Consider the following 21,540-nt stretch of genomic DNA (forward strand, 5'->3'; position numbering starts at 1 on the left):
CTCCTAGACGTGGTACGTGCTGTCAGGCACGTCGGTGATGAACATATGGCCGGGTGAATGGGTGATGGCGAACGGCACACCCGAGGCCATGACCGCTGCCTGGGGCGTGACCCCACAGGCCCAGAACACCGGCACTTCGCCCGGTTCGATGCGCACGGCGTCGCCGAAGTCGGGACGGGCCAGGTCGGCAACGCCCAGCAGCGCCGCGTCGCCCACGTGCACCGGCGCGCCATGCACCGAGGGATAGCGGGCGGTGATGGTGCAGGCTTCGGCCACCCGGTCGGCGCGGATCGGGCGCATGGACACCACCATGTCACCGCGCAGCCGCCCGGCGGGGCGGCAGGCACGGTTGCTCAGGTACATCGGCACGTTGCTGCCATCGGCGATGTGCCGGACTTCGATGCCCGCTTCCTGCAACGCGGTTTCGAAGGTGAAGCTGCAACCGATGAGAAAGGTCACCATGTCGTCGTGCTCGGCCCAGGCGTGGCGGGCGTCGCTGATCTCTTCGACCAATTGGCCGTTGCGCCAGACACGGTACAGCGGCAGGTCGGTGCGCAGGTCTGCGCCCTCGGCCAGTACGGTGTGCGGGCTGCCGGCATCGGTGACGTCGAGGATGGGGCAGGCTTTCGGATTGCGCTGGGCGTACAGCAGAAAATCATAGGCCCAGTCGCGGGGCAGGGCGATCAGGTTGGCCTGGGTCATGCCCGGGGCGACGCCGGCGGAAGGCGCCACCCGCCCGCTGCGGTAGTCGGCGCGGGCTGCCCGAGCGGCCTCAATGGCGCTCTTCGCTGCGCGTTCGAGTGCGCTCATGGTCGGCCTCCGGCAAACGGCTGCAGTTGCATGTTCGCCTGCTCCAGCACGCGCCGCAGTTCGCGGGCCATGGCCACGGCGGCCGGGCTGTCGCCGTGCACGCAGATGGAATCGGCCTGAATGCGGGTGATGCTGCCGTCGATGGCCTCCAGGGTGCCTTCCTCGACCAGGCGCAGCATGCGTTGGCCGATCAATTGTGGATCGTGCAGCACGGCACCGGGCTCGCGACGCGACACCAAGGTGCCTTCAGGCGTGTAGGCGCGATCGGCGAAGGCTTCGGCGACGCACGTCAGGCCTTCGTCACAGGCCAGTTCGATTAGGCTCGAACCGGCCAGCGCCACCAGTACCAGGCCAGGGTCGACCGCACGGATCGCGGCGATCACGGCCAGCGCCTGGCGGCGATCGTGGGCGATGGTGTTGTACAGGGCGCCATGGGGCTTGACGTAGCTGACGCGGGTGCCCGCGGCCTGGGCCAGGCCCTGCAGCGCGCCGATCTGGTAGATGACGTCGGCGGTCAGCTCGTCGCTGGCCACGTCCATGTTGCGGCGACCGAAACCGACCTTGTCCGGGTAGGACACATGCGCGCCGATGCTGACCTGCCTGGCCGCAGCCGCCTTGAGGGTGCGCAGGATGCCGGCCGGATCCCCCGCATGGAAGCCGCAGGCGACGTTGGCGCTGGTCACGATGTCGAGCATGGCGTCGTCGTCGCCCATGCTCCAGGCGCCGAAGCTTTCACCCAGGTCGCTGTTGATATCTATGCTTGGCATTGAGGAGGTTCCTTGTGCGTTGTCCGGCTCATACGACAGAGAGGAAGGCGAAGATCGGCCCGACCGACTTGATCGCCATGTACCAGGTGAGCAGGCAGGTCAATACGCCCAGCACCAGCAGCCAGCGAGGGTAATGGTAGCCGTCCATGAGGTCGGACCGGCGCCAGCCGACGTAGGTGAAGATGCTCAGGCCAATGGGCAGGATAAGCCCGTTGAAGCCGCCGGCGAACAGCAGCAGCGCCGCCGGAGCGGTGCCCATCAGCACGAAGATCAGCAGCGACACGGCGATGAACACCGTGGTGGCGCGGTTGCGCGCCTGCTCGCTGATGTTCGGTGCGAACACCGTGATGAAGGAAATCGAGGTGTAGGCGGCGCCGATCACGCTGGTAATGCCGGCGGTCCACAGGATCAGGCCGAAGATGCGCAGACCGAACTGGCCGGCTGCGGCCTGGAAGGCCTGGGCGGCCGGATTGGCGCCCTGGCCGGAAGTGTCGATGATCACGCCGCTGGCGACCACACCGAGAATGGCCAGAAACAGCACGTAGCGCATGATGCCGGTGACCAGAATGCCGCTCAGGGCCGCCTTGTTCACGGCGTCCAGGTTTTCGATGCCGGTGGTGCCGCGGTCCAGCAAGCGGTGCGCCCCGGCGTAGGTGATGTAGCCGCCGACCGTGCCACCGACGATGGTGGTGATGATGGCGAAGTCTACCGTCTCGGGCAGGATGGTCTGGTACAGCGCCTGACCCAGCGGTGGGTTGGAAACGATGGCGACGAACACCGTCATGCCGATCATCGCCAGACCCAGCACCACCATCAGACGGTCCACGGCCACCCCGGCGCGGCGCGACATGAAGATGCCGATGGCGACCAGTGAACTCAGGGCGCCGCCCCATTTGGGGTCCAGCCCCATCAACGCATTCAGGCCCAGCCCGGCCCCGGCGATGTTGCCGACGTTGAACACCAGGCCGCCAAAGATCACCAGCACGGCCAGCAGGTAGCCGCTGCCGGGGATGGCCTTGTTGGCGATATCGGCGGCGCGCATCCGGGTCAGGGCAACAATGCGCCAGACGTTCAGCTGGACCACGAAGTCGATGAGAATCGAAGCCAGGATGCCGAACGCGAACGCCGCGCCCATCTTGGCCGTGAAGGTCGCGGTCTGGGTAATGAAGCCTGGGCCGATGGCCGAGGTGGCCATCATGAAGATCGCGGCAATCAGGGAAGAGCGACGCGCCTTGGTGAAGTCCTTGGCGGTCTGTGTCACGGCTGTGTGTGTCACGGCATCGTTCCTGCGATGGGGGATGCAGGTAGTAGAGCAATCAGCATGCCAACGCCATGATAAAAGGCCAGGAGTGTTGATCTGCATGCCTTGGATTGTTCAACAATAAATACAGGCATGACCCACAATGTGCACCGCTTTGTAACGCTTCCGGGTGTCGCTGTTACTTAATGATGCACTGAGGCCGCATGGGTCTTGCCTGCGACCGGCCTGTGATGGAACATCGCCGGGACTCTTTTCCATTAGGACCGCACATGAATGACACCTCGCTGTGCCCCCCTCGTTCGCTGGGTGAATCCATCACCCAGGAGATTCGCAGAATGCTGGTGGAAGGCGAGTTGGTTCCCGGCCAGCGGCTGTCCGAGGCCGCGCTGGCGGAAACCCTGCAGATCTCGCGCAACACCTTGCGCGAGGCCTTCAGGGGCCTGACCCGTGAAGGGTTGCTCAAGCATGAGCCCAACCGCGGGGTGACGGTGGCAGTGCCGGACATGGCGTCGATCATCGACATCTACCGGGTCCGCCGTTTCATCGAGTGCCAGGCCCTTGCCCAGGGCTATCCGCTGCACCCCGGCACCGTGCGCATGCGCGAAGCGGTCGCCATGGGCCAGCAGGCCAGCGAGGCGAAGGACTGGAAAGCCGTGGGCACGGCCAACATGATGTTCCACAAGGCGGTGGTGGCGCTGGCCGACAGCCCCCGATTGGAGGCGTTCTACGCGCAGATTTCGGCGGAGTTGCGATTGGCCTTCGGCCTGCTCGATGACCCGCGGTTTCTGCACATGCCCTACCTGGACATGAACGGCTCCATCCTGCACTGCCTGGAAGAGGGGCGTGCCGAGGAGGCCACGCAGTTGCTCGAAGCGTACCTGGTGCGCTCGGAACGCACCGTGCTCGCGGCCTACGAGCGCAGCACCCGACGCTAGCGTGCAGTGGGGTAGCACGTCCGCTCGCAAGTCCGGATGCGCCGTTGGTCTTGCCGTGAAAACTCCCTTGTGACCTCGCGTTCGAAATGTGCGGGAAGGTGCCTGCGAGCTCGGAATCGAACCGGGGCGGGCGGTATCGGCAAGGAATCAGCAATGAAACAGATCCTCCAACTTGAAAGTGCGCGACTGATCCTGCGTCAGTGGCGTGACAGCGATTTGCCCGCGTTTGCCGACCTGTGCGCGGATCCGCGGGTCATGCGTTATTTTCCCGAAACCCTGGGGCGTTTGCAGAGCGCCGAAGTGATCGGTCGCGCACGCGGTCATTTCGCCGAGTTGGGCTATGGCCTGTGGGCGCTGGAGCGCAAGGACAGCGGGCAGTTCATCGGCTTCACCGGCCTGGGGCAGGTGGGTTTCGACGCGCCCTTCGCCCCGGCCACCGAAATCGGCTGGCGCCTGGCCTATGAGCACTGGGGCCTGGGTTTCGCCAGCGAAGCGGCCTGGACCTGCCTGGCTTGCGCCTTCGACAGGCTGGGGCTGGAAGAGGTCGTGGCGTTCACCGCGTTGGCGAACGCGTCGTCGGAAAAGGTGATGCAGTCCATCGGCATGCAGCGCGATGTGGAGGGTGATTTCGACCATCCGAACCTGCCGGGGCACGAGTTGCAGCGGCACATGCTGTACCGCATCACCAAGCCCCAGTGGCAGCACAACCGGTAGGAGCGGCCAGTGGCCGCGAAGGGCGCGCTGCGGTGTGCCAGATATACCACGTTGCCTTTTCGCGGCCGTTGGCCGCTCCTACAGGTGTTCGCGGCGTGGCTGTCCGCTATCATTGCGCCCATTTGGTTCTGCCTATTTGGGTAATGCCTGTGCCGAGGAGTTTTGAATGAGCCATGTGTTGGACGATCTGGTCGAGCTGTTGAGCCTGGAACCCATCGAAGAAAACCTGTTTCGCGGCCGCAGCCAGGACCTGGGCTTTCGGCAGCTGTTCGGCGGCCAGGTACTCGGTCAATCACTGTCGGCTGCCAGCCAGACGGTCGAGCCCGATCGCCACGTGCACTCCCTGCATGGCTACTTCCTGCGCCCCGGCGATGCGCAATTACCTGTGGTGTACATGGTCGACAGGGTGCGTGACGGGGGCAGCTTCAGCACCCGGCGCGTCACGGCGGTGCAGAAAGGCCAGCCCATCTTCACCGGTACCACCTCGTTCCAGTACGACGAAGAGGGCTTCGCCCATCAGAGCGCGATGCCTAACGTGGTCGGTCCGGAAAACCTGCCCACCGAGCTTGAGCTGATGCAGCAGGTCGCCCATCTGATCCCCGCGCACATGCGCGATAAACTGCTGTGCGCCAAGCCCATCGAAATGCGCCCGGTGGCCGAGCGTGACCCGTACAATCCGTCACCAACCGACCCGATCAAGTACATCTGGTTTCGCGCCGACGGTGCCCTGGCGCAGACCCCGGCGTTGCACAAGTACGTCATGGCCTATGCCTCCGACTTCAACCTGCTGACCACCTCGCTGCTGCCCCACGGCAAATCGGTCTGGCACCGCGACATGCAGATCGCCAGCCTCGACCATTCGCTGTGGTTCCACGGCAACCTGGTCGCCGACGACTGGCTGCTGTATGCCCTGGACAGCCCCTGGGCAGGCAACGCACGGGGCTTTGCCCGCGGCAGCGTGTACAACCGCGCCGGCCAGTTGGTGGCGTCCTCGGCCCAGGAAGGTCTGATCCGTCATCGGCAGGACTGGTCATGAGCCTGGTCCACGTCCGTCACTGGGTGTTCGATCTGGACGGCACCCTGACCGTGGCCGTGCACGACTTCGCTGCCATTCGCCGTTATCTGGAGATTCCGCCCGAGGCCGACATCCTCAGCCACCTGGCTGCCTTGCCAGCCCACGAATCGAAAGCCAAGCACGCCTGGTTGCTCGAACACGAGCGTGCCCTGGCCGTAGCCTCGACGGCGGCGCCTGGAGCGGTGGAACTGGTGCGTGAACTGGCCGATCGTGGCCATCGCCTGGGAATTCTCACCCGCAATGCGCGGGAGCTGGCGCATATCAGCCTGCAAGCAATCGGCATCGCCGACTGTTTCCAGCCGGACGATGTGCTGGGCCGCGACGAAGCCGCGCACAAGCCAGACCCGGCCGGTCTGCTGCACCTGGCCGGCGCCTGGCGCGTGCGCCATCCGGACATGGTCATGGTAGGCGATCATCAAATGGATCTGCAGGCAGGCCGAGCGGCCGGTACCGCCACGGTGCTGGTGAACCAGCCGGAGAACCTCTGGCCGGAACTGGCGGACTGGCATGCGCCGGACTGCACGCACCTGCGCAAACTGATCTGAATCGCTCGCCACCCGCGTTGGCGAGTGGCGAGCGTCAATACGTTCAGAGGCTCTGGAAAATCAGAAGCCCTTGAGAATCAGAGACTCTTGGCGCCGAACGTATCGCACTGGTCGATCTGACCCTGAGCAAACCCGGCCTTGAACCAGCGCACGCGCTGCGCCGAGGTGCCGTGGGTGAACGAGTCCGGCACCACACGGCCCTGGCCCTGCTGTTGCAGGCGGTCGTCACCGATGGCGTTGGCCGCGTTCAGGGCTTCTTCGATGTCACCCGGCTCCAGCCAGTTCAGACGCTTCTGCCCGTTGAACGCCCAGACCCCGGCAAAGCAGTCGGCCTGCAGTTCCTGACGCACCAGCAAGCCGTTGGCGCCTTCCATGCGCTGACCACTCTGGCGCGCCTGCTGAACCTGGTCCGATACGCCCAGCAAGGTCTGCACGTGATGACCCACTTCGTGCGCGATCACATAGGCCTGGGCGAAATCGCCTGCGGCGCCGAAACGCTGCGACATCTCGCGGAAGAACGCCATGTCCAAGTACACCTGCTGGTCGGCCGGGCAGTAGAACGGTCCGCTGGCCGCCGTGGCGTGGCCGCAGGCCGACTGCACCTGGCCGCTGAACAGCACCAGTTTCGGTTCTTTGTAAGTCTGCCCGCCCTGCTGGAAGATCTGCTTCCAGGTGTCCTCGGTGTCGCCCAGTACCGTGCTGACGAATTCGGCCTGCTCGTCATTGGCCGGTGGCGCCTTGCGTTGGCTGGTGTCCACCGGCGCCGCTTGCTGGCCCTGGCCGGTCAGTTCGCCGAGGATCTGCATGGGGTCCTGGCCGGTCAGCAGGCCGAAGCCGACGATCAGCACCACTGCGGTCAGGCTCAGGCCCTTGCCGCCCATGCGCATCCCGCCGCCGCCACTGCCGCCACCGTCACCGCGGGCATCCACGACGTTATCGCTGCGTCGGCCTTTCTTCCATAACATGGCAAAATCCTCATTCGATTCATGCATAACCATTCGGGTATGCCTGTGACCGTGTTTTTCAATATTCGTTGTCGACCATTTCCTTGAGACTAGTCCGAAGCCTGGAAACAGGTCCTCTATAAATCGAATAACAGGAGAACGGCATGTCTTCCCAAGACAGCAGTCGCTTCATCATCCGTGATCGCAACTGGCACCCCAAAGCCCTGACGCCGGACTACAAGACCTCGACCATGCGCTCGCCCCGCCAGGCGCTGGTGAGCATTCCGCAGTCGGCCAGTGAAAGCACCGGCCCCAATTTCGCCCATCTCAAGTTCGGCGAGTTCGACAACGACCTGCTGCTCAACTACAACCATGGCGGCTTGCCGATCGGCGAGCGGATCATCCTGGCCGGCCGCGTCTGCGACCAGTTCGGCAAGCCCATTCCCAATACCTTGGTGGAAATGTGGCAGGCCAACGCCGGTGGCCGTTATCGGCACAAGAACGACCGTTACCTGGCGCCCCTGGACCCCAACTTCGGTGGCGTCGGCCGTACGCTGACCGACAGCGAGGGCTACTACAGTTTCCGCACCATCAAGCCGGGGCCGTACCCATGGCGCAACGGGCCGAACGACTGGCGTCCGGCCCACGTGCACTTCTCCATCAGTGGCCCGTCGATCGCCACCAAGTTGATCACCCAGCTGTATTTCGAAGGCGACCCGCTGATTCCGATGTGCCCCATCGTCAAGGCGATCAACGACCCCGAGGCGGTGCAGAGCCTGATCGCCAGGCTGGACATGGCCAACGCCAATCCGATGGATTGCCTGGCCTACCGTTTCGACATCGTACTGCGCGGCCAGCGCAAGACTCACTTCGAAAACCGCTGAGGGGGAACCGACATGCCTATCGAACTGCTGAAAGAAACCCCTTCACAAACGGCCGGACCTTACGTCCACATCGGCCTGGCCCTGGCGGCAGCCGGCATCGAACCGCGCGAGCATGAAATCTGGAACCAGATGGCCAAGCCCGAAGCGCCGGGCGAGCACATCCTGCTGCTGGGCAACGTCTACGACGGCAATGGTCACCTGGTGCGCGACTCGTTTCTGGAACTGTGGCAGGCCGACCATCAGGGCCACTACCACATCGATTTCGACCAGGACAAACCCTTCAACAGCTTCGGCCGCACCGCCACCACCTTCGACGCCGGTGAATGGACCGTACAGACGATCAAGCCGGGCGTGGTGAACAACGCCGCCGGCGTGCCGATGGCGCCGCACATCAACATCAGCCTGTTCGCCCGTGGGGTGAACATTCACCTGCACACGCGGCTGTATTTCAGCGACGAGGCCGAAGCCAATGCCAAGGATCCGGTGCTGAACCTGATCGAACAGCCAGCGCGGCGCGAGACGCTGGTGGCGACTCGCTGCGAGGTGGACGGCAAGCTGGCGTATCGCTTCGATATGCGCATCCAGGGGGAAGGTGAGACGGTGTTTTTCGATTTCTGATTGGATATTGCGGTGCCTTCATTCGCGGGCAGAGCCCGCTCCCACAGGTCTCCCATGTGACCTCTGGGCAATCTGTGGGAGCGGGCTCTGCCCGCGAATGGGAGCACCGCAATTCAAGGCCCTACCTCAATCCCACTCAGGCGCAAAATCCGGGCTCACCAACCGCTGATCCTTGGGCAACGCCGCAATGATCCGGCGATCTTCATCGTCCAACTGTACCTTCAATGCATCCAGGTTGCTCTGCTGGTTGGCCTTGCTGGCCGCCTTCGGGATTGCGGCGACATTGTCCTGATCCAGCAACCACTTCAACGCCACCTGGGTCGGCAGCACGCCATGCTTTTTGGCAATTGCCTGTAGCTCGGGAATCTGCGACACCTTGTTGCGCACCAGCGGGCTGTAGGCGGTCAGCGCAATGTCGTGCTGGCGGGCGTAGTCGAGCAGTGCGCTTTGGTCCAAGGTCACATGATATTCAACCTGGATGGCCGCCAACGGCGCGTTCAACTCCTCGACCACATGGCGCAGCAACGGCAGGGGAAAGTTGGCCACGCCGATGTTCAACGCACGGCCGTCCTGCTTGAACGACACCAGGGTCTCGATAGCCGCTTTCACATCCCAGCCCTCCTGGCCGGGCCAGTGGATCAGGAACAGGTCGATGTAATCGCTTTGCAGCGCGTTCAGACTGTTCTGGAACGATTCGCGCATGGCGTCGGGCGCCAGCTTGTCCCACCAGACCTTGCTGGTGACATGAATGTCGCCGCGCGGCACGCCGGATTCGGTCAGACCGCGGCCCACGGCGGCTTCGTTGTTGTAGCCGGCAGCGGTATCGATGTGCCGGTAGCCCAGTTCCAGTGCCTGGATCACGGCCGAGGTGCATTCCTCGTCGAGCATCGGCCAGGTGCCCAGGCCCAGTTTCGGCATCTTCAGCTGTTGGGCGTTGGTGATGAGTTGCATGTCGATCTCCTTCTCTACTGGCGGTTATTCGTCGTGTGTCGCTCCGGCCATGTGTCGCGCGGCAATGTAGCCGAAGGTGGCGGCAGGGCCCAGGTTGATGCCTCCGGCCGGGTAATGGCCGCCCATGATGCTGGCCATGTCGCTGCCGGCGGCGTACAGCCCGGCAATCGGCAGGCCCTGGCGATCGAGCACCTGTGCGTGCTCATTGGTCTTGAGCCCGGCGAAGGTGCCGAAGCTGCCTGCTTCAACCTTGACCGCATAGAAGGGCCCCTGTTCGATCGGCGCCACGCACGGATTGGGTTGGTGCAGGGCATCACCCTGTTTGCGGTTGTAGGCGCTGCCGCCGCGGCCGAATGCCGGGTCCTGCCCCAGCCGCGCGTGCCGGTTGAAGTCGTCCACCGTGCGGCGCAGCCCCTTGAGGGTCGATGCCGCAGGCGCTGGCCAGCGCTTCTAGCGTGTCGCCGACTTTCAGGTAGCCGCTGTCCAAATGCGGTTTGATCGGCAGGGGAAAGGGCCGCGAGATGCCCAGTCCGTAGCGGCGCTGGAAGCGATGACTGCAGATCAGCCAGGAGGCGACTTCGCTGCCGGGCGCGTGCTCGACCATCGCCTTGACGTAATCGTAGTAGCCGTCCGCCTCGTTGACGAAGCGCTTGCCGTTGGCCAGCACGCCGATGATGCCGGGCTTGGCGCGTTCGATGATGTGCGGGAAATGGCCGACACTGCCATCGGGGTAGGGCACACGCGAGACCGGGCACCAGGCCGCGGCCGAGGCCAGGTCCGTGGCCACTTCGCCGCCGGCGGCTTCGCCCAGGCGCAGGCCGTCGCCATTGACGCCCTGCGGTGGCAGGGCCAGGTGTTCGTGGCCGGTGGGTGTTCGCGCAAACAGCGTCCGCCGTCGCTCGATATCGTTGGCGAAACCGCCGGTGGCCAGCATCACGGCCTTGCGAGCGTGGATCACGACCTCGCCCCTGGCCGTCTCGACCACGGCACCGCAGACCCGCGAACCTTGCATCGACAGCCGTCGAACCGGCGCCGACTCCCACAGCAGTACGCCCAGGTCGTCGGCCGACTTGGCCAGCCGCGCCACCAGCGCTACACCGTTGCGCAACTGCATGGCGCGTCCGTGCCAGGCCAGGTCGAACAGATGTCGGCCCACTCGCTGGCTGACGTGCAGCAGCGAACGCCATGACCGGGTCAGCGTAAGAAAGGCGCTCAGGTCGGCCCCTGCCATGATCGGCATGCCCAGGAAGGAGGTTTCGCGCATCGTTGTGCGCAGGCGATTGAGCAGCTTCGTGCCCAGTTCGCGTGCGTCGTAGGGCGCAGCGATGACCGAGCGGCCACCGGTGCCGGCGCCCGGCGTGTCGCCATGGATGTCGGCGATGCCATTGCCGTCGGCAAATTGCAGACGGGTGTGTTTCTCGAAGAACGCGACCATCTGTGGGGCGGCTTCGAGAAAGGCGTCGACCCGCGCCGGATCGAAGTGCGCCCCTAGTTCATGTTGCAGGTAGGTGCGCGGCAGGGCTGGATCCTCGTCGATGCCGGCGCGCCGTGCCAGCGGATTGCGCGGCACCCACATCCACCCACCCGACCAGGCGGTTGCGCCGCCGAAGGTGCTGTCCTTTTCCACCACGATCACACGCAGCCCGTGGTAGGCGGCGGTGACGGCAGTGGCCAGGCCCGCGGCTCCCGACCCGATCACCAGCACGTCGCACTCCACCGAGGTCGTTACGCAGTCAGGCGCAGGCATGGGATGAATCTCCAAGAAGCAGGTGGGTTAAATTTATAATTTTATAGAACCTGGTTCCATATTCTATGGATTGCCGACCGGATCGCCAAGTGTAGAATCGGCGAAATTTTTTCATTCGTTCCAACTTCACGAGACCCCATCATGGCCGGCAGTCAGATCGAACGGGCGCTCAGCCTGCTTGAGAGCCTTACCAACGAGCCTCGCGGCCAAGCCCTGCAAACCCTTGCCGAGCAGTTGGGCATGCCCAAGAGTGCAGCCCATCGCATGCTGTCCGAACTGGGCCGGCTGGGGTATGTGCGGCAGAACGCCGAGACTTTGCGCTATCACTTGTCGACCAAGCTGGTCGCGCTGGGCTTTCAGTACCTGTCGGGCAGCGGCGCCGACATCGTTCAGCCGATCCTTGACCGGTTGGCCCAGGACACCGGCGAGCTGGTGCGCCTTGGAGTGATCGAAGGCGACCGGCAAACCTGGATCGCCAAATCCCAGGGCGCCCGTTCCGGCCTGCGCTACGACCCGGAAATGGGTCGGGATGCGCCCCTGTTCTACACCGCGTCCGGACATGCCTGGCTGGCCACCCTCAGTGATGCCAAGGCATTGGCCCTGGTGGAGCAGCAAGGCATTGCCAGCCGTGACGATTTCGGACCGAACGCTCCGCGTTCCAACGCCGATCTGCTCGAACGCCTGCGGGTGGCTCGCGAGGCCGGTTATGCCTGGGTGGTCGAAAGTTCGGCGCTGGGCACGTCGGCCCTGGCCGCCGTGATCCGGCATCCGCGCGACGCTCATGTGGTGGGTGTACTGAGCGTCGCCGGCCCCAGCGCGCGCTTGTCCGAGGCGCGCATGCATGAGTTGGCCGCGGGCTTGTTGACTGCTGCGCAGGAGTTGTCTCAGGTCAGCGTGGCGTCGGAGCTGTTCGACTGAGTGTCGAAACAAAGGGGGTGCCATCGCGATCCGTGAAGTCGCCTGCACGATTGCGCTCTCGTTGACTTGAAATATTCCGGAACTTGGTTCTAAATATTTGGAGAAAACAAAAACCAAGGATCTGCATCGTGACCTCCCCTCTGCGAATCGCCCTGATCGGTGCTGGCAACATGGGCCGGCAGCATTACCAGCATCTGCAACAGATGGACGGCGCCCAGCTCTGCGCCATCGCCGACCCAGGCCCTCAGGCAGCCGCCTTTGCCGCTGAATGCGCGGTGCCGCATTTCACCGATCATCGGCAGATGCTGGCGCAGATGGCGCCCCAGGCCGTCATCGTCGCCAACCCCAATGCCCAGCATGTGCGCACGGCACTGGATTGCCTGGCGGCCGGTGTGCCCGTGTTGCTGGAGAAACCGGTGGGGGTGGATCTTGACGAAGTGGCCGAGCTGGTAGCCGCCAGCGCCGCCAGTGGGGTACCGGTCCTGGTCGGTCATCACCGGCGGCACAACCCGATGATCAGCCGCGCCCGACAGATCGTGCAAAGCGGCGTGCTCGGTCGGCTGACCACGGTCACGGCGCTGTGGCAGTTACAGAAGCCCGACAGTTACTTCGACATCGCCTGGCGTCGCGAGCCGGGGGCAGGGATGCTGCTGACCAATCTGATTCATGACTTGGATCTGCTGCGCTACCTGTGCGGCGAAGTCCGCCAGGTGCAGGCCTTCGGCAGCAATGGCATTCGCGGTTTCGGCAACGAAGACAGTGTGGCGGTGTTGCTGCAGTTCGAAAACGGTGCGCTGGGCACCTTGACCGGTTCCGATGGGGTCGCCGCGCCCTGGAGCTGGGAGCTCGGCTCGGGCGAGAACCCGGTCTATCCACGTCAGGCCGATCAGCCGTGCTACCTGCTGGCAGGCACGGCCGGTGCGCTGAGCGTGCCGCAACTGACGCGTTGGCATTACGCCGAAGCGGGCGCGGGCTGGCATGAGCCCTTGCTGCAGGTGCAGGAAACCTTCGCCCCCGCCGAAGCGTTGCGCGTGCAGCTTGAGCATTTCATCGAGGTCGCGCGCGGGCAGGTCGAACCGCTGGTGAGTGTGGTGGATGCTGCGCGAACCCTGGCGTTGGTCGACGCCATCGGGGACGCGATGCGCACCGGGCGCGCCTGTGCACCCCGCGCGTTGGGCCAGGCCGGTTAGTTGGCTGAAACGCTCTCACCTTGACCGACACCTTCAAGCCCCAAGGAACCGCTCATGACCCACCGCATCCTGTCTCTGGCCGCCTTGACCGTGCTCGAGCTTTCGCCTCCCGAGATGGTCGAGGTCGCTGCCCGCGCCGGCTACAGCCACGTTGGCCTGCGCACCGAACCGGCCACGGTCGAGGAGCATCACTATCCGCTGCTGCGCGACAAGGCGTTGCAACGTCAGACGGCTGCTCGTTTGCGCGATACCGGCATCAAGGTGCTGGACATCGAAATCCTGCGGCTGAAACCGCTGACCCGTGTGGCGGATTTCGAAGCTCATCTGGCGTTGGGCGCCGAGTTCGGTGCCAGCGAATTGCTGGTGGCGGGTAACGATCCAGACGTGCAGCGGGCCAGCGACAACCTGGCTCAGCTGTGCGACCTGGCGCGGCCCTATGGCATCCATCCGCACCTGGAGTTCATGCCTTGGACCGACTGCCCGGATCTGGCCAGCGCGAGGGTGATGCTCGACAAGGCCGGTCGCGACAATGCCTGCATCCTGGTCGATGCCTTTCATTTCGACCGCTCCAACTCGCGACTCGAAGACCTGCGCAGCCTGCCACCGCAACGCTTGCGTTATGCCCAACTGTGCGACGTGGCGGGTCCATGCCCTGATGACATGGCCGAGATACTGCGCCAGGCCCGCCAGGAACGTCGTTTTCCGGGAGACGGCGACTGCGACTTGGTTGGCTTGTTGCGAGCGCTGCCCGAGGATGTGCCGCTGAGCCTGGAGATACCCACGGCGCGGCTGTTGGAGCAGGGGGTGAGCGCTTATGAGAGGGCCCGGATGGCCCTCGAGAAAACCCAGGCTTTACTGGCTGAGATCTAGGGTGATGCCACTGGCCTCTTCGCGGGCAGAGCGCTCGCCGCCCGCCCCGCTCCCACATGGATACGCGGCGGGTCCCGTGTGGGAGCGGGCTCTGCCCGCGAATAGCCCCACCGCCACCCCGCGCCTGGCTCAAACCCCCTGCGGCACCTTGCGCGGTGCCATCAGGTACAACCACACCAAGGCAATGAAATACATCGCCGGAATGATCGTGAACAACACCGTGTAGTTGTTGTTCGTCACGGTCAGGATATACCCCACCACCTGGGTCATGAACATCCCGCCCACCGCCGCGCACATGCCGCCGAAGCCGAACACCGTGCTCATCATGTGCTTGGGCGTGTAGTCCATCACCACGCTCCAGATGTTCGCCGTCCACGCCTGGTGCGCGGCGATGGCCAGCGAGATCGCCGCCACCGCCACCCACAGGTTGGCCGCGCCAGCAGCGAACACCACGCTGATGATCGCCAGCGCAAACACCAGCATCGACAGCAGCCGCGCCTTGACCGGTTGCATGCCGCGTCCGATCAGGAACGAGGACAGCACGCCACCGCCCACACTGCCGACGTCGGCACTCAGGTAAATGATGATCAGCGGGATGCCCATCTGGGTGACGTTGATGCCCAATTGGTATTGCTGGTTGAGGAACGGCGGCAGCCAGTACAGGTAGAACCAGAACACCGGGGCCGTCATCATGAAGGCCCCGGCAAACGCCCAGGTGCCGCGCATGGTCATGATCTTCCAGAACGGTACGCCCGGTTGCTCTGGGGCTTCCTGATCCTGGATGTATTCGAGCTCGCTGGCCTTGACCCGTGGATGCTGGTCCGGATCGAAGTACTTGATGCCCCAGAACACCGCCCAGGCCAGCCCCAGCAGGGCGATGGTGAGAAACGCCGCCTGCCAGCCCCAGACACTGAGAATCAACGGCAGCATCATCGGCGTCAGCAGCGCGCCGACGTTGGTCCCGGCATTGAAGATGCCGGTGGCCACTGCGCGCTCCTTGGCCGGGAACCACAGCCGGGTGGTCTTCACACACGCGGGGTAGTTGGCGGCCTCGGTCAGGCCGAGGATGAACCGGCAGACCATGAAGCCCACCGCCGAGGTAGCCAGGCCGTGGGCGCCGGTGGCCAGGCTCCAGAGCAACACCGCACAGAAGAACACACGCTTGACGCCGATCCGATCGATCAGGCGGCCTTGCAGCAGGAAGCCGATGGCATAGCCGACCTGGAACCAGAAGTTGATGTTGGCGTAGTCCATCGCCGTCCAGCTCATTTCCTTGGCCAAAATCGGCTGCATCACGCCCAGTGCGGCGCGATCGATGTAGTTCAAGGTTGTCGCGAAGAACACCAGGGCGAGCATGCCCCAGCGAGTCTTGCCGACGGCGGCGCCGGCCTTGACCATGTCCCTGAAGCCGACTTTGGTCTCAGGCGCTTGTTGGGCGCGGGGCAGGGCGGAGCTGTGGGGGTGTGTCATCGTTGGGACCATCCGTACAGGCGCGGTGGTTTCGACCACCGCCGAACTTCGACTGAGCGTGAGGCAGTCTGATACAGGGCATGCACGGTATCAGAGACATTGCCGTCAGGGTGCACTCGGTGGGGTCAAACGCGTGCGTATTGACCGGCTTCGACGCCGCTGGGGAAGGTCACAGGTACGGGATGGGTGCGAAATCGGATGGGCATGAGTGATTACCTGAGTTCTTGAAATTCTTATGGGGTGTTGGCCGCCACGGCGGGCGGTCTGCGCTGGGTCGATTGCAATCTGCGCTTCGACCAGCTTCACTGTCGGAACCGATGGTGCGCACACCGCCCGGGCTAATCAATCGATGCACACGGTAAGTGGTCGATAATCGCACGCAAAACTAACCAGTTGGTACGTGCTCGGGTAGAGTGGCAAACTGATACAACCCCCTTTTTTCATCACGGTTCTGCCTGCCCTCAGGCGCTGGGCGGAACCGCAGAAAAGGCGCGTAGTCGAGGCCTCGGCGCAAGCCCTCGTAGCGCCTTTTCGTAGAGCCTTATTGGAGCGTGCCATGCAGCGTTCGATCGCCACCGTATCCTTGAGCGGTACCCTGCCGGAAAAACTCGAAGCCATTGCCGCCGCCGGCTTCGATGGCGTGGAAATCTTCGAGAATGACCTGCTGTACTACGACGGCAGTCCGCGTGAAGTGCGCCAGATGTGCGCCGACTTGGGCATCGCCATCACACTGTTCCAACCGTTCCGTGACTTCGAAGGCGGCAATCGCTCGCGCATGGCGCGCAACTTCGACCGCGCCGAGCACAAGTTCGACCTGATGCAGGAACTGGGCACCGATCTGGTACTGGTGTGCAGCAACACCGCCGCCGACTCGCTGGGCGAGCAGCAGATCCTCGTCGACGATCTGCGCGAGCTGGGCGAACGCGCCGGCAAGCGTGGCTTGCGCATTGGCTATGAAGCCTTGGCGTGGGGCCGCCACGTGAATACCTATCAGCAGGTCTGGGACATCGTCCGGCAGGCCGATCACCCGGCCCTGGGTGTGTTGCTCGACAGTTTCCACACGCTGTCGCTCAAGGGCGACCCGCGCGCCATCTCCGACATTCCCGGCGACAAGATCTTCTTCGTGCAGATGGCCGATGCGCCCATCCTGGCCATGGACGTGCTGGAATGGAGCCGCCATTTCCGCTGCTTCCCAGGGCAGGGCGAGTTCGACCTGCCGGGCTTCCTCGCACCGATCATCAAGACCGGCTACACCGGCCCGTTGTCGCTGGAAATCTTCAACGACGGCTTCCGCGCCGCGCCGCCTCGGGCCAATGCCGCCGATGGTCTGCGCTCGCTGCTGTACCTGGAGGAAAAGACCCGCAAGCTGCTGGAACAGGAGGCCACACCGGTGGCGAACCTGGACATCCTCTTCGCACCGCCTCCGGCAGATGACTACAAAGGCATCGAATTTCTCGAATTCGCGGTCGACGAAGCCTTGGGGGCCAAGCTCAGCCACTGGCTGCAGCAACTGGGCTTCGCCAAGGCCGGCCAGCATCGTTCCAAGAACGTCAGCCTGCTGCGTCAGGGCGATATCAACCTGATCCTCAATGCCGAACCCTATTCCTTCGCCCACAACTTCTTCGAGTCCCACGGCCCATCGCTGTGTGCCACCGCGTTGCGGGTGAAGGACAGCGCCAAGTCCCTGGAGCGCGCCGTGGCTTACAAGGCCCAGCCGTTCCGCGGCCTGGTCGGGCCCAACGAGCGCCAGCTGGCGGCCGTGCGGGCGCTGGATGGCAGCCTGATCTACCTGGTGGACGAGGCCAGCGACGGGCCGACCATCTACGAGAGCGACTTCAGCCTCAGCCCATCGTCAATGACGCCGGGCATGCTCAAGTCCATCGACCACATGGCCATGGCCATTCCGCCGGACACCCTCGACAGCTGGGTGCTGTTCTACAAGACGGTGCTCGATTTCAAGGCCGACGACGAGGTGGTGCTGCCCGACCCCTATGGCCTGGTGAAAAGCCGTGCGGTACGCAGCCAGTGCAGTTCGATCCGCCTGCCGCTGAACATCTCGGAAAACCGCAACACCGCGATTTCCCATGCGCTGTCGACCTATCGCGGTTCGGGCGTGCATCACATCGCCTTCGATTGCGACGACATTTTCGCGGCCGTCAGCAAGGCCAAGGAGGCTGGGGTGGCGCTGCTGGACATCCCGCTCAACTATTACGATGACCTCGGCGCGCGGTTCGATTTCGACGACGAATTCCTCAGCGAGCTGGCGTACTACAACGTGCTGTACGACCGTGACGCCAACGGCGGTGAGCTGTTCCATGTCTATACCGAGCCGTTCGAGGAGCGCTTCTTCTTCGAAGTGCTGCAGCGTCGCGGCGGTTATGCCGGCTATGGTGCTGCCAACGTTGCAGTGCGCCTGTCGGCCATGGCCAAGGCGCGCGCCGGTGGCATACGTCACGCCAAGCTCTGATCGGGTGCCCGCCGCGCAGGTGCGCGGCGGGCTTTGCTTGCCTGCGCGGCGCGCCGCATAATGCCCGCTGACCAACGACGGCCGTGAGCCCAGCATGACTACAATCTCAGAGGCCGACGCGCACGCTGCCGACGTTCCTCGCAAGCCCCGCAAGAACAACCCCGAGAAGACCCGCGAGAACATTCTGCAGGCGGCCATCACCGAGTTCGTCGAGCAGGGCCTGGCGGGCGCCCGCGTCGATGCCATCGCCGAGCGTACGCACACCTCCAAGCGCATGATCTACTACTACTTCAGCAGCAAGGAGCAGCTTTACCTGGAGGTGCTGGAAAAGCTCTATGGGGATATTCGCGGCACCGAAGCCAAGTTGCATCTGGACGAGCTGACGCCGGTGGAAGGCATTCGCCGGCTGGTGGAATTCAGCTTCGATCACCACGATCGCAACGAGGATTTCGTGCGTATCGTGTGCAACGAAAACATGCACAAGGGCGAGTACGTCAAGAAGTCCACGAGCATTCGCGAGTTGAACAAGACCGTGCTGCTGGCACTGGCCGACCTGTTGCGGCGCGGCACCGAGCAGGGCGTGTTCCGTCCGGGGCTGGATGCCATGGATGTGCATTTGATGATCAGCTCGTTCTGCTTCTACCGGGTGTCCAACAAGCACACCTTCGGCCAGCTGTTCCAGGTCGATTTCAATGAAGCCACGTTGAAGCTGCACCATCGCGAAATGCTCTGCGAATCACTCCTGCGCTTCATCCAGGCCCCATAGCCGCCACAGACGCTGCATCCACCGCCGACGCGGCTCGCGCCGCTGCTACAGACACGCCGCGATCCCCTGTGGGAGCGGGGCGGGCGGCGAGCCCTCTGCCCGCGAAGGGCGCGCTACGGTACAACAGGTAGACCGCACCCACCGCCGACGCGGCTTGCGCCGCTGCTACACGGGCCGTGATCCGGCTCCTGACTTATCCGTTCATTTCGGCGAAATGCGCCATCATGCGTTCGGCATCGGCTTGCCGGCCGCTGAACAGCTCGAAGGCCTTCACGGCCTGGAACACGGCCATGGTGCCGCCGTCCAGCGTGCGGCAACCCAGGGCACGGGCTTCGCGCAGCAGTTCGGTCTCGAGCGGAAAATAAACGATCTCGGCCACCCACAGCGCCGGGCGCAGGGCCGACTTGGGCACCGGCATGCCTGGCAGCTTGGCCATGCCCATCGGTGTGGTGTTGACCAGGCCATCGGCCTCGGCCAAGGCCGTCAGCAGGTCGCTGCCCGCCTGTGCCGGCTGCCCCGGAAAATGCTGGTTGAGGTTGTCGGCCAGGGCCTGCGCCCGCGCCGGCTCGACATCGAAGATGCTCAACTGCTGCACGCCTTCGAGCAGCAACGCATGGGCCACCGCCGCACCGGCACCGCCGGCACCCATTTGCACCACCCGGTCACGCTTGGCCTCACGCATGCCGCGGCGGAAACCCTCGGCGAACCCCAGGCAATCAGTGTTGTGGCCGACCCGTTTGCCATCCTTGAGCACCACAGTGTTCACGGCGCCGATTCCAGAGGCCTCCGGCGACAGCTCATCGAGCAGGGGAATGATCGCCTGCTTGGCCGGAAAGGTGATGTTGAGGCCGGTGAAGCTCATGCGTTGAGCCGCAGTGAGCAGCTCTTCAAGCGCACCGTTGTCGAGCTTCAGTGCATCCAGGTCGATCAACCGGTAGACATACCCCAAGCCCTGCGCCGCGCCTTCGCGCTCGTGCATGGCCGGGGTGCGGGACTGCTGGATACCGGCGCCGATCAGGCCCGCCAGGACGTTTTTACCGCTCATCGAGTGACTCCATTATTTTTGTTGGGTGCGATGTGGGTAAATTGTACTAACCGGTTAATTACGTCAAATCATTTTGTCGGCGTCGTCTGCTTGCCATGGCCCGACACGGCAGCGCCTGCATTGCGGGGCAATTGCCAGAGGTCGAACATCGATACCAACGTCAGAATCCCCACCAGCACGAACGCCATGTGATAGCTGGCCAGGGATTCCCCGTTCACGCCCAGCATCGATTCGCTCAGGCGCAGGAAGATCACCGCCAACGCCACGCCCAGGCCGAAAGCCAACTGCTGAGTCATGCTGAACAGCGTGTTGGCCGAAGACATCAGCGGTTGCGGCATGTCGGCGAAGGCGACGCAGCTGTAGGCGGTGAACCCCATCGAACGAGCCATGCCCGACACCAACAGCACCGGCAGGATCACCGCCAGTGGCGTGGCCAAGGTCATTGCCGCGCAGGCAAAGGTAGTGCTCGCCAGTACCAGGCTGCTGCCGATCAGCGTGGTCCGGAAACCCCAGCGACGCAGCACCCAAGAGGTCATGGGCTTCATCCCGATGTTGCCGGCGAACAGCGTGAGCACCAGCAGGCCGGCGGTGAAGGCGTCATGACCGAACCCCAACTGGAACATCAGCGGCAGCAGGAAAGGGTGTGCGCTGACCATTGCGCGAAACAGCGAGCCGCCGTTGAAGGTTATCCGGTAGGTAGGGATCTTCAGGGCGTCCAGTTTCAATAGGGGCGTGGGGTGACGGGTGAAGTGACGGTACATCGCCCACAGCAGGAGGACACTGGTGGCCAGCATCAGGTAGCCGTACCCGCTGCGTGGAGCCTGGCCTATGAAATCGAGGCCGAACAGCAGGCCCACGCACGCCAGGGCACAGAGTACAAAACCCACTGTGTCGAAGGGGCGGTGGGGATGTTCGCCTCGGCCCTCGGGCATCAGCTTATAGGCACACACCAGAGCGATCAGGCCCAAAGGCAGGTTGAGCAGGAAGATCCAATGCCATGACGCATAGGTGGCCAGGAAGCCCCCCACCGGCGGGCCCAGCACCGGCGCCACCAGTCCGGGCCAAGTGATGAAGGCGATGGCAGTAAGCAGGTCGGACTTCTCGGTGTTGCGCAGGACCGCCAGGCGCCCCACCGGCACCATCATGGCCCCACCGATGCCCTGCAGCACCCGCGCGGCGGTGAACTGCCAGAGCTCCTGCGAGGCTGCGCACAGTACCGAGGCCAAGGTGAACAGCGCCAGCGCTGCCATGAACACGCGACGATGCCCCCAACGATCAGCGACCCAGCCACTGCCGGGAATGAAGATCGCCAGGGTCATGACGTAGGCGGTGATGCCGATGTTCAGGTCCACTGCGGTGGCCTGGAAGGATCTGGCCATGTCCGGCAGGGCGGTGACGATCACCGTGGCGTCCAGGTTTTCCATGAAAAACGCCGCGGCCACCAGAAGAGCCATCAAGCGTGAGCGCGAAGCGGACAGAGGGGCGGTGGCAGCGTTGTTCAAGCCGGTCTCCACGACAGTGGTAACTTCTTGTTACCTCTGTTCTACCACAGGCACGCCCGCC

19 protein-coding genes and 1 pseudogene are annotated in these 21,540 nt (G+C 64.0%); 11 read left to right on the forward strand and 9 right to left on the reverse strand.

Annotation, left to right across the window (positions count from 1 at the left end; translation table 11 throughout):
• Positions 1-3: 3 nt before the first annotated feature.
• The 3 genes from ASF66_RS12290 to ASF66_RS12300 are packed head-to-tail and all read right to left on the reverse strand — an operon-like array spanning position 4 to position 2,838.
• Positions 4-810, reverse strand: coding sequence for a putative hydro-lyase (locus tag ASF66_RS12290; RefSeq protein WP_056844041.1), 807 nt, complete (start codon positions 808-810; stop codon positions 4-6).
• Complete coding sequence (locus ASF66_RS12295) at positions 807-1,577, reverse strand: LamB/YcsF family protein (RefSeq protein ID WP_056844042.1); 771 nt, start codon at positions 1,575-1,577, stop codon at positions 807-809. The genes ASF66_RS12290 and ASF66_RS12295 overlap by 4 nt, the downstream gene beginning before the upstream one ends.
• 28 nt (positions 1,578-1,605) lie before the next feature.
• Positions 1,606-2,838 (reverse strand): NRAMP family divalent metal transporter, encoded by a 1,233-nt coding sequence (locus ASF66_RS12300; RefSeq protein WP_056844285.1) that lies wholly within the window; start codon positions 2,836-2,838, stop codon positions 1,606-1,608.
• Between the two features lie 269 nt (positions 2,839-3,107).
• Here ASF66_RS12300 and ASF66_RS12305 point away from each other — a divergent pair, with 269 nt between their 5' ends.
• From ASF66_RS12305 to ASF66_RS12320, 4 genes are all read left to right on the forward strand, one after another.
• Positions 3,108-3,773, forward strand: a complete 666-nt coding sequence (locus ASF66_RS12305) for a GntR family transcriptional regulator (RefSeq protein ID WP_056844043.1) — start codon at positions 3,108-3,110, stop codon at positions 3,771-3,773.
• Between the two features lie 153 nt (positions 3,774-3,926).
• On the forward strand, positions 3,927-4,487 hold the full coding sequence (locus ASF66_RS12310; RefSeq protein ID WP_049860898.1) for a GNAT family N-acetyltransferase: 561 nt from the start codon (positions 3,927-3,929) through the stop codon (positions 4,485-4,487).
• Positions 4,488-4,653: 166 nt separating this feature from the next.
• Positions 4,654-5,523, forward strand: coding sequence for an acyl-CoA thioesterase II (gene tesB, locus ASF66_RS12315; RefSeq protein WP_049860899.1), 870 nt, complete (start codon positions 4,654-4,656; stop codon positions 5,521-5,523).
• Positions 5,520-6,107 (forward strand): HAD family hydrolase, encoded by a 588-nt coding sequence (locus ASF66_RS12320; RefSeq protein ID WP_056844044.1) that lies wholly within the window; start codon positions 5,520-5,522, stop codon positions 6,105-6,107. The genes tesB and ASF66_RS12320 overlap by 4 nt, the downstream gene beginning before the upstream one ends.
• A gap of 77 nt (positions 6,108-6,184) precedes the next feature.
• On the opposite strand, the gene ypfJ is transcribed toward ASF66_RS12320, so the two are convergent.
• Positions 6,185-7,072, reverse strand: coding sequence for a KPN_02809 family neutral zinc metallopeptidase (gene ypfJ / locus ASF66_RS12325; RefSeq protein WP_056844045.1), 888 nt, complete (start codon positions 7,070-7,072; stop codon positions 6,185-6,187).
• Between the two features lie 143 nt (positions 7,073-7,215).
• On the opposite strand from ypfJ, the gene pcaH reads away from it, so the two are divergent.
• Positions 7,216-7,935 (forward strand): protocatechuate 3,4-dioxygenase subunit beta, encoded by a 720-nt coding sequence (gene pcaH / locus ASF66_RS12330; protein WP_056844046.1) that lies wholly within the window; start codon positions 7,216-7,218, stop codon positions 7,933-7,935.
• 12 nt (positions 7,936-7,947) lie between these two features.
• Positions 7,948-8,553, forward strand: a complete 606-nt coding sequence (gene pcaG, locus ASF66_RS12335) for a protocatechuate 3,4-dioxygenase subunit alpha (protein WP_056844047.1) — start codon at positions 7,948-7,950, stop codon at positions 8,551-8,553.
• A gap of 126 nt (positions 8,554-8,679) precedes the next feature.
• Here pcaG and ASF66_RS12340 read toward each other — a convergent pair whose 3' ends face one another.
• Positions 8,680-9,504, reverse strand: a complete 825-nt coding sequence (locus ASF66_RS12340; protein ID WP_056844048.1) for an aldo/keto reductase — start codon at positions 9,502-9,504, stop codon at positions 8,680-8,682.
• Between the two features lie 24 nt (positions 9,505-9,528).
• Positions 9,529-11,251 (reverse strand): annotated as a pseudogene (locus ASF66_RS12345) (FAD-dependent oxidoreductase).
• Positions 11,252-11,392: 141 nt separating this feature from the next.
• On the opposite strand from ASF66_RS12345, the gene ASF66_RS12350 reads away from it, so the two are divergent.
• The 3 genes from ASF66_RS12350 (at position 11,393) to ASF66_RS12360 (ending at position 14,229) form a co-directional block, all read left to right on the forward strand.
• Positions 11,393-12,169, forward strand: a complete 777-nt coding sequence (locus ASF66_RS12350; RefSeq protein ID WP_056844049.1) for an IclR family transcriptional regulator — start codon at positions 11,393-11,395, stop codon at positions 12,167-12,169.
• Positions 12,170-12,297: 128 nt separating this feature from the next.
• Positions 12,298-13,359, forward strand: coding sequence for a Gfo/Idh/MocA family protein (locus ASF66_RS12355; RefSeq protein WP_056844050.1), 1,062 nt, complete (start codon positions 12,298-12,300; stop codon positions 13,357-13,359).
• A 54-nt stretch (positions 13,360-13,413) separates the two neighbouring features.
• Positions 13,414-14,229, forward strand: a complete 816-nt coding sequence (locus ASF66_RS12360; RefSeq protein ID WP_056844051.1) for a sugar phosphate isomerase/epimerase family protein — start codon at positions 13,414-13,416, stop codon at positions 14,227-14,229.
• A gap of 129 nt (positions 14,230-14,358) precedes the next feature.
• Here ASF66_RS12360 and ASF66_RS12365 read toward each other — a convergent pair whose 3' ends face one another.
• Positions 14,359-15,699 carry an MFS transporter gene (locus ASF66_RS12365; RefSeq protein WP_156463185.1) on the reverse strand — a complete coding sequence of 447 codons (1,341 nt, stop codon included), beginning with the start codon at positions 15,697-15,699 and terminating at the stop codon, positions 14,359-14,361.
• Positions 15,700-16,255: 556 nt separating this feature from the next.
• On the opposite strand from ASF66_RS12365, the gene quiC reads away from it, so the two are divergent.
• Both quiC and ASF66_RS12375 read left to right on the forward strand, forming a co-directional pair.
• Positions 16,256-18,166 carry a 3-dehydroshikimate dehydratase QuiC gene (gene quiC / locus ASF66_RS12370; protein WP_056844052.1) on the forward strand — a complete coding sequence of 637 codons (1,911 nt, stop codon included), beginning with the start codon at positions 16,256-16,258 and terminating at the stop codon, positions 18,164-18,166.
• A 94-nt stretch (positions 18,167-18,260) separates the two neighbouring features.
• Positions 18,261-18,932 (forward strand): TetR/AcrR family transcriptional regulator, encoded by a 672-nt coding sequence (locus ASF66_RS12375; protein WP_049860910.1) that lies wholly within the window; start codon positions 18,261-18,263, stop codon positions 18,930-18,932.
• 193 nt (positions 18,933-19,125) lie between these two features.
• Here ASF66_RS12375 and ASF66_RS12380 read toward each other — a convergent pair whose 3' ends face one another.
• Together ASF66_RS12380 and ASF66_RS12385 are read right to left on the reverse strand one after the other, a co-directional pair.
• The gene (locus ASF66_RS12380; RefSeq protein ID WP_056844053.1) at positions 19,126-19,977 is read right to left on the reverse strand and encodes a shikimate dehydrogenase; all 852 of its coding nucleotides are present in this window, start codon (positions 19,975-19,977) and stop codon (positions 19,126-19,128) included.
• Between the two features lie 68 nt (positions 19,978-20,045).
• On the reverse strand, positions 20,046-21,479 hold the full coding sequence (locus ASF66_RS12385; RefSeq protein WP_330219439.1) for an MFS transporter: 1,434 nt from the start codon (positions 21,477-21,479) through the stop codon (positions 20,046-20,048).
• Positions 21,480-21,540: the final 61 nt, after the last annotated feature.

Origin of the sequence: Pseudomonas sp. Leaf129 (genome assembly GCF_001423465.1) — a bacterium.
GTDB lineage: Bacteria > Pseudomonadota > Gammaproteobacteria > Pseudomonadales > Pseudomonadaceae > Aquipseudomonas > Aquipseudomonas coleopterorum.

What these genes read in the sequence shown, in the direction of transcription:
- ASF66_RS12290 (WP_056844041.1), bottom strand. Translation starts at nt 810, where the DNA reads ATGAGCGCACTCGAACGCGCAGCGAAGAGCGCCATTGAGGCCGCTCGG.
- ASF66_RS12365 (WP_156463185.1), bottom strand. Translation starts at nt 15,699, where the DNA reads ATGACACACCCCCACAGCTCCGCCCTGCCCCGCGCCCAACAAGCGCCT.
- ASF66_RS12360 (WP_056844051.1), top strand. Translation starts at nt 13,414, where the DNA reads ATGACCCACCGCATCCTGTCTCTGGCCGCCTTGACCGTGCTCGAGCTT.
- ypfJ (WP_056844045.1), bottom strand. Translation starts at nt 7,072, where the DNA reads ATGTTATGGAAGAAAGGCCGACGCAGCGATAACGTCGTGGATGCCCGC.
- ASF66_RS12320 (WP_056844044.1), top strand. Translation starts at nt 5,520, where the DNA reads ATGAGCCTGGTCCACGTCCGTCACTGGGTGTTCGATCTGGACGGCACC.
- ASF66_RS12305 (WP_056844043.1), top strand. Translation starts at nt 3,108, where the DNA reads ATGAATGACACCTCGCTGTGCCCCCCTCGTTCGCTGGGTGAATCCATC.
- pcaH (WP_056844046.1), top strand. Translation starts at nt 7,216, where the DNA reads ATGTCTTCCCAAGACAGCAGTCGCTTCATCATCCGTGATCGCAACTGG.
- pcaG (WP_056844047.1), top strand. Translation starts at nt 7,948, where the DNA reads ATGCCTATCGAACTGCTGAAAGAAACCCCTTCACAAACGGCCGGACCT.
- ASF66_RS12380 (WP_056844053.1), bottom strand. Translation starts at nt 19,977, where the DNA reads ATGAGCGGTAAAAACGTCCTGGCGGGCCTGATCGGCGCCGGTATCCAG.
- tesB (WP_049860899.1), top strand. Translation starts at nt 4,654, where the DNA reads ATGAGCCATGTGTTGGACGATCTGGTCGAGCTGTTGAGCCTGGAACCC.
- ASF66_RS12375 (WP_049860910.1), top strand. Translation starts at nt 18,261, where the DNA reads ATGACTACAATCTCAGAGGCCGACGCGCACGCTGCCGACGTTCCTCGC.
- ASF66_RS12295 (WP_056844042.1), bottom strand. Translation starts at nt 1,577, where the DNA reads ATGCCAAGCATAGATATCAACAGCGACCTGGGTGAAAGCTTCGGCGCC.
- ASF66_RS12340 (WP_056844048.1), bottom strand. Translation starts at nt 9,504, where the DNA reads ATGCAACTCATCACCAACGCCCAACAGCTGAAGATGCCGAAACTGGGC.
- ASF66_RS12310 (WP_049860898.1), top strand. Translation starts at nt 3,927, where the DNA reads ATGAAACAGATCCTCCAACTTGAAAGTGCGCGACTGATCCTGCGTCAG.
- ASF66_RS12350 (WP_056844049.1), top strand. Translation starts at nt 11,393, where the DNA reads ATGGCCGGCAGTCAGATCGAACGGGCGCTCAGCCTGCTTGAGAGCCTT.
- quiC (WP_056844052.1), top strand. Translation starts at nt 16,256, where the DNA reads ATGCAGCGTTCGATCGCCACCGTATCCTTGAGCGGTACCCTGCCGGAA.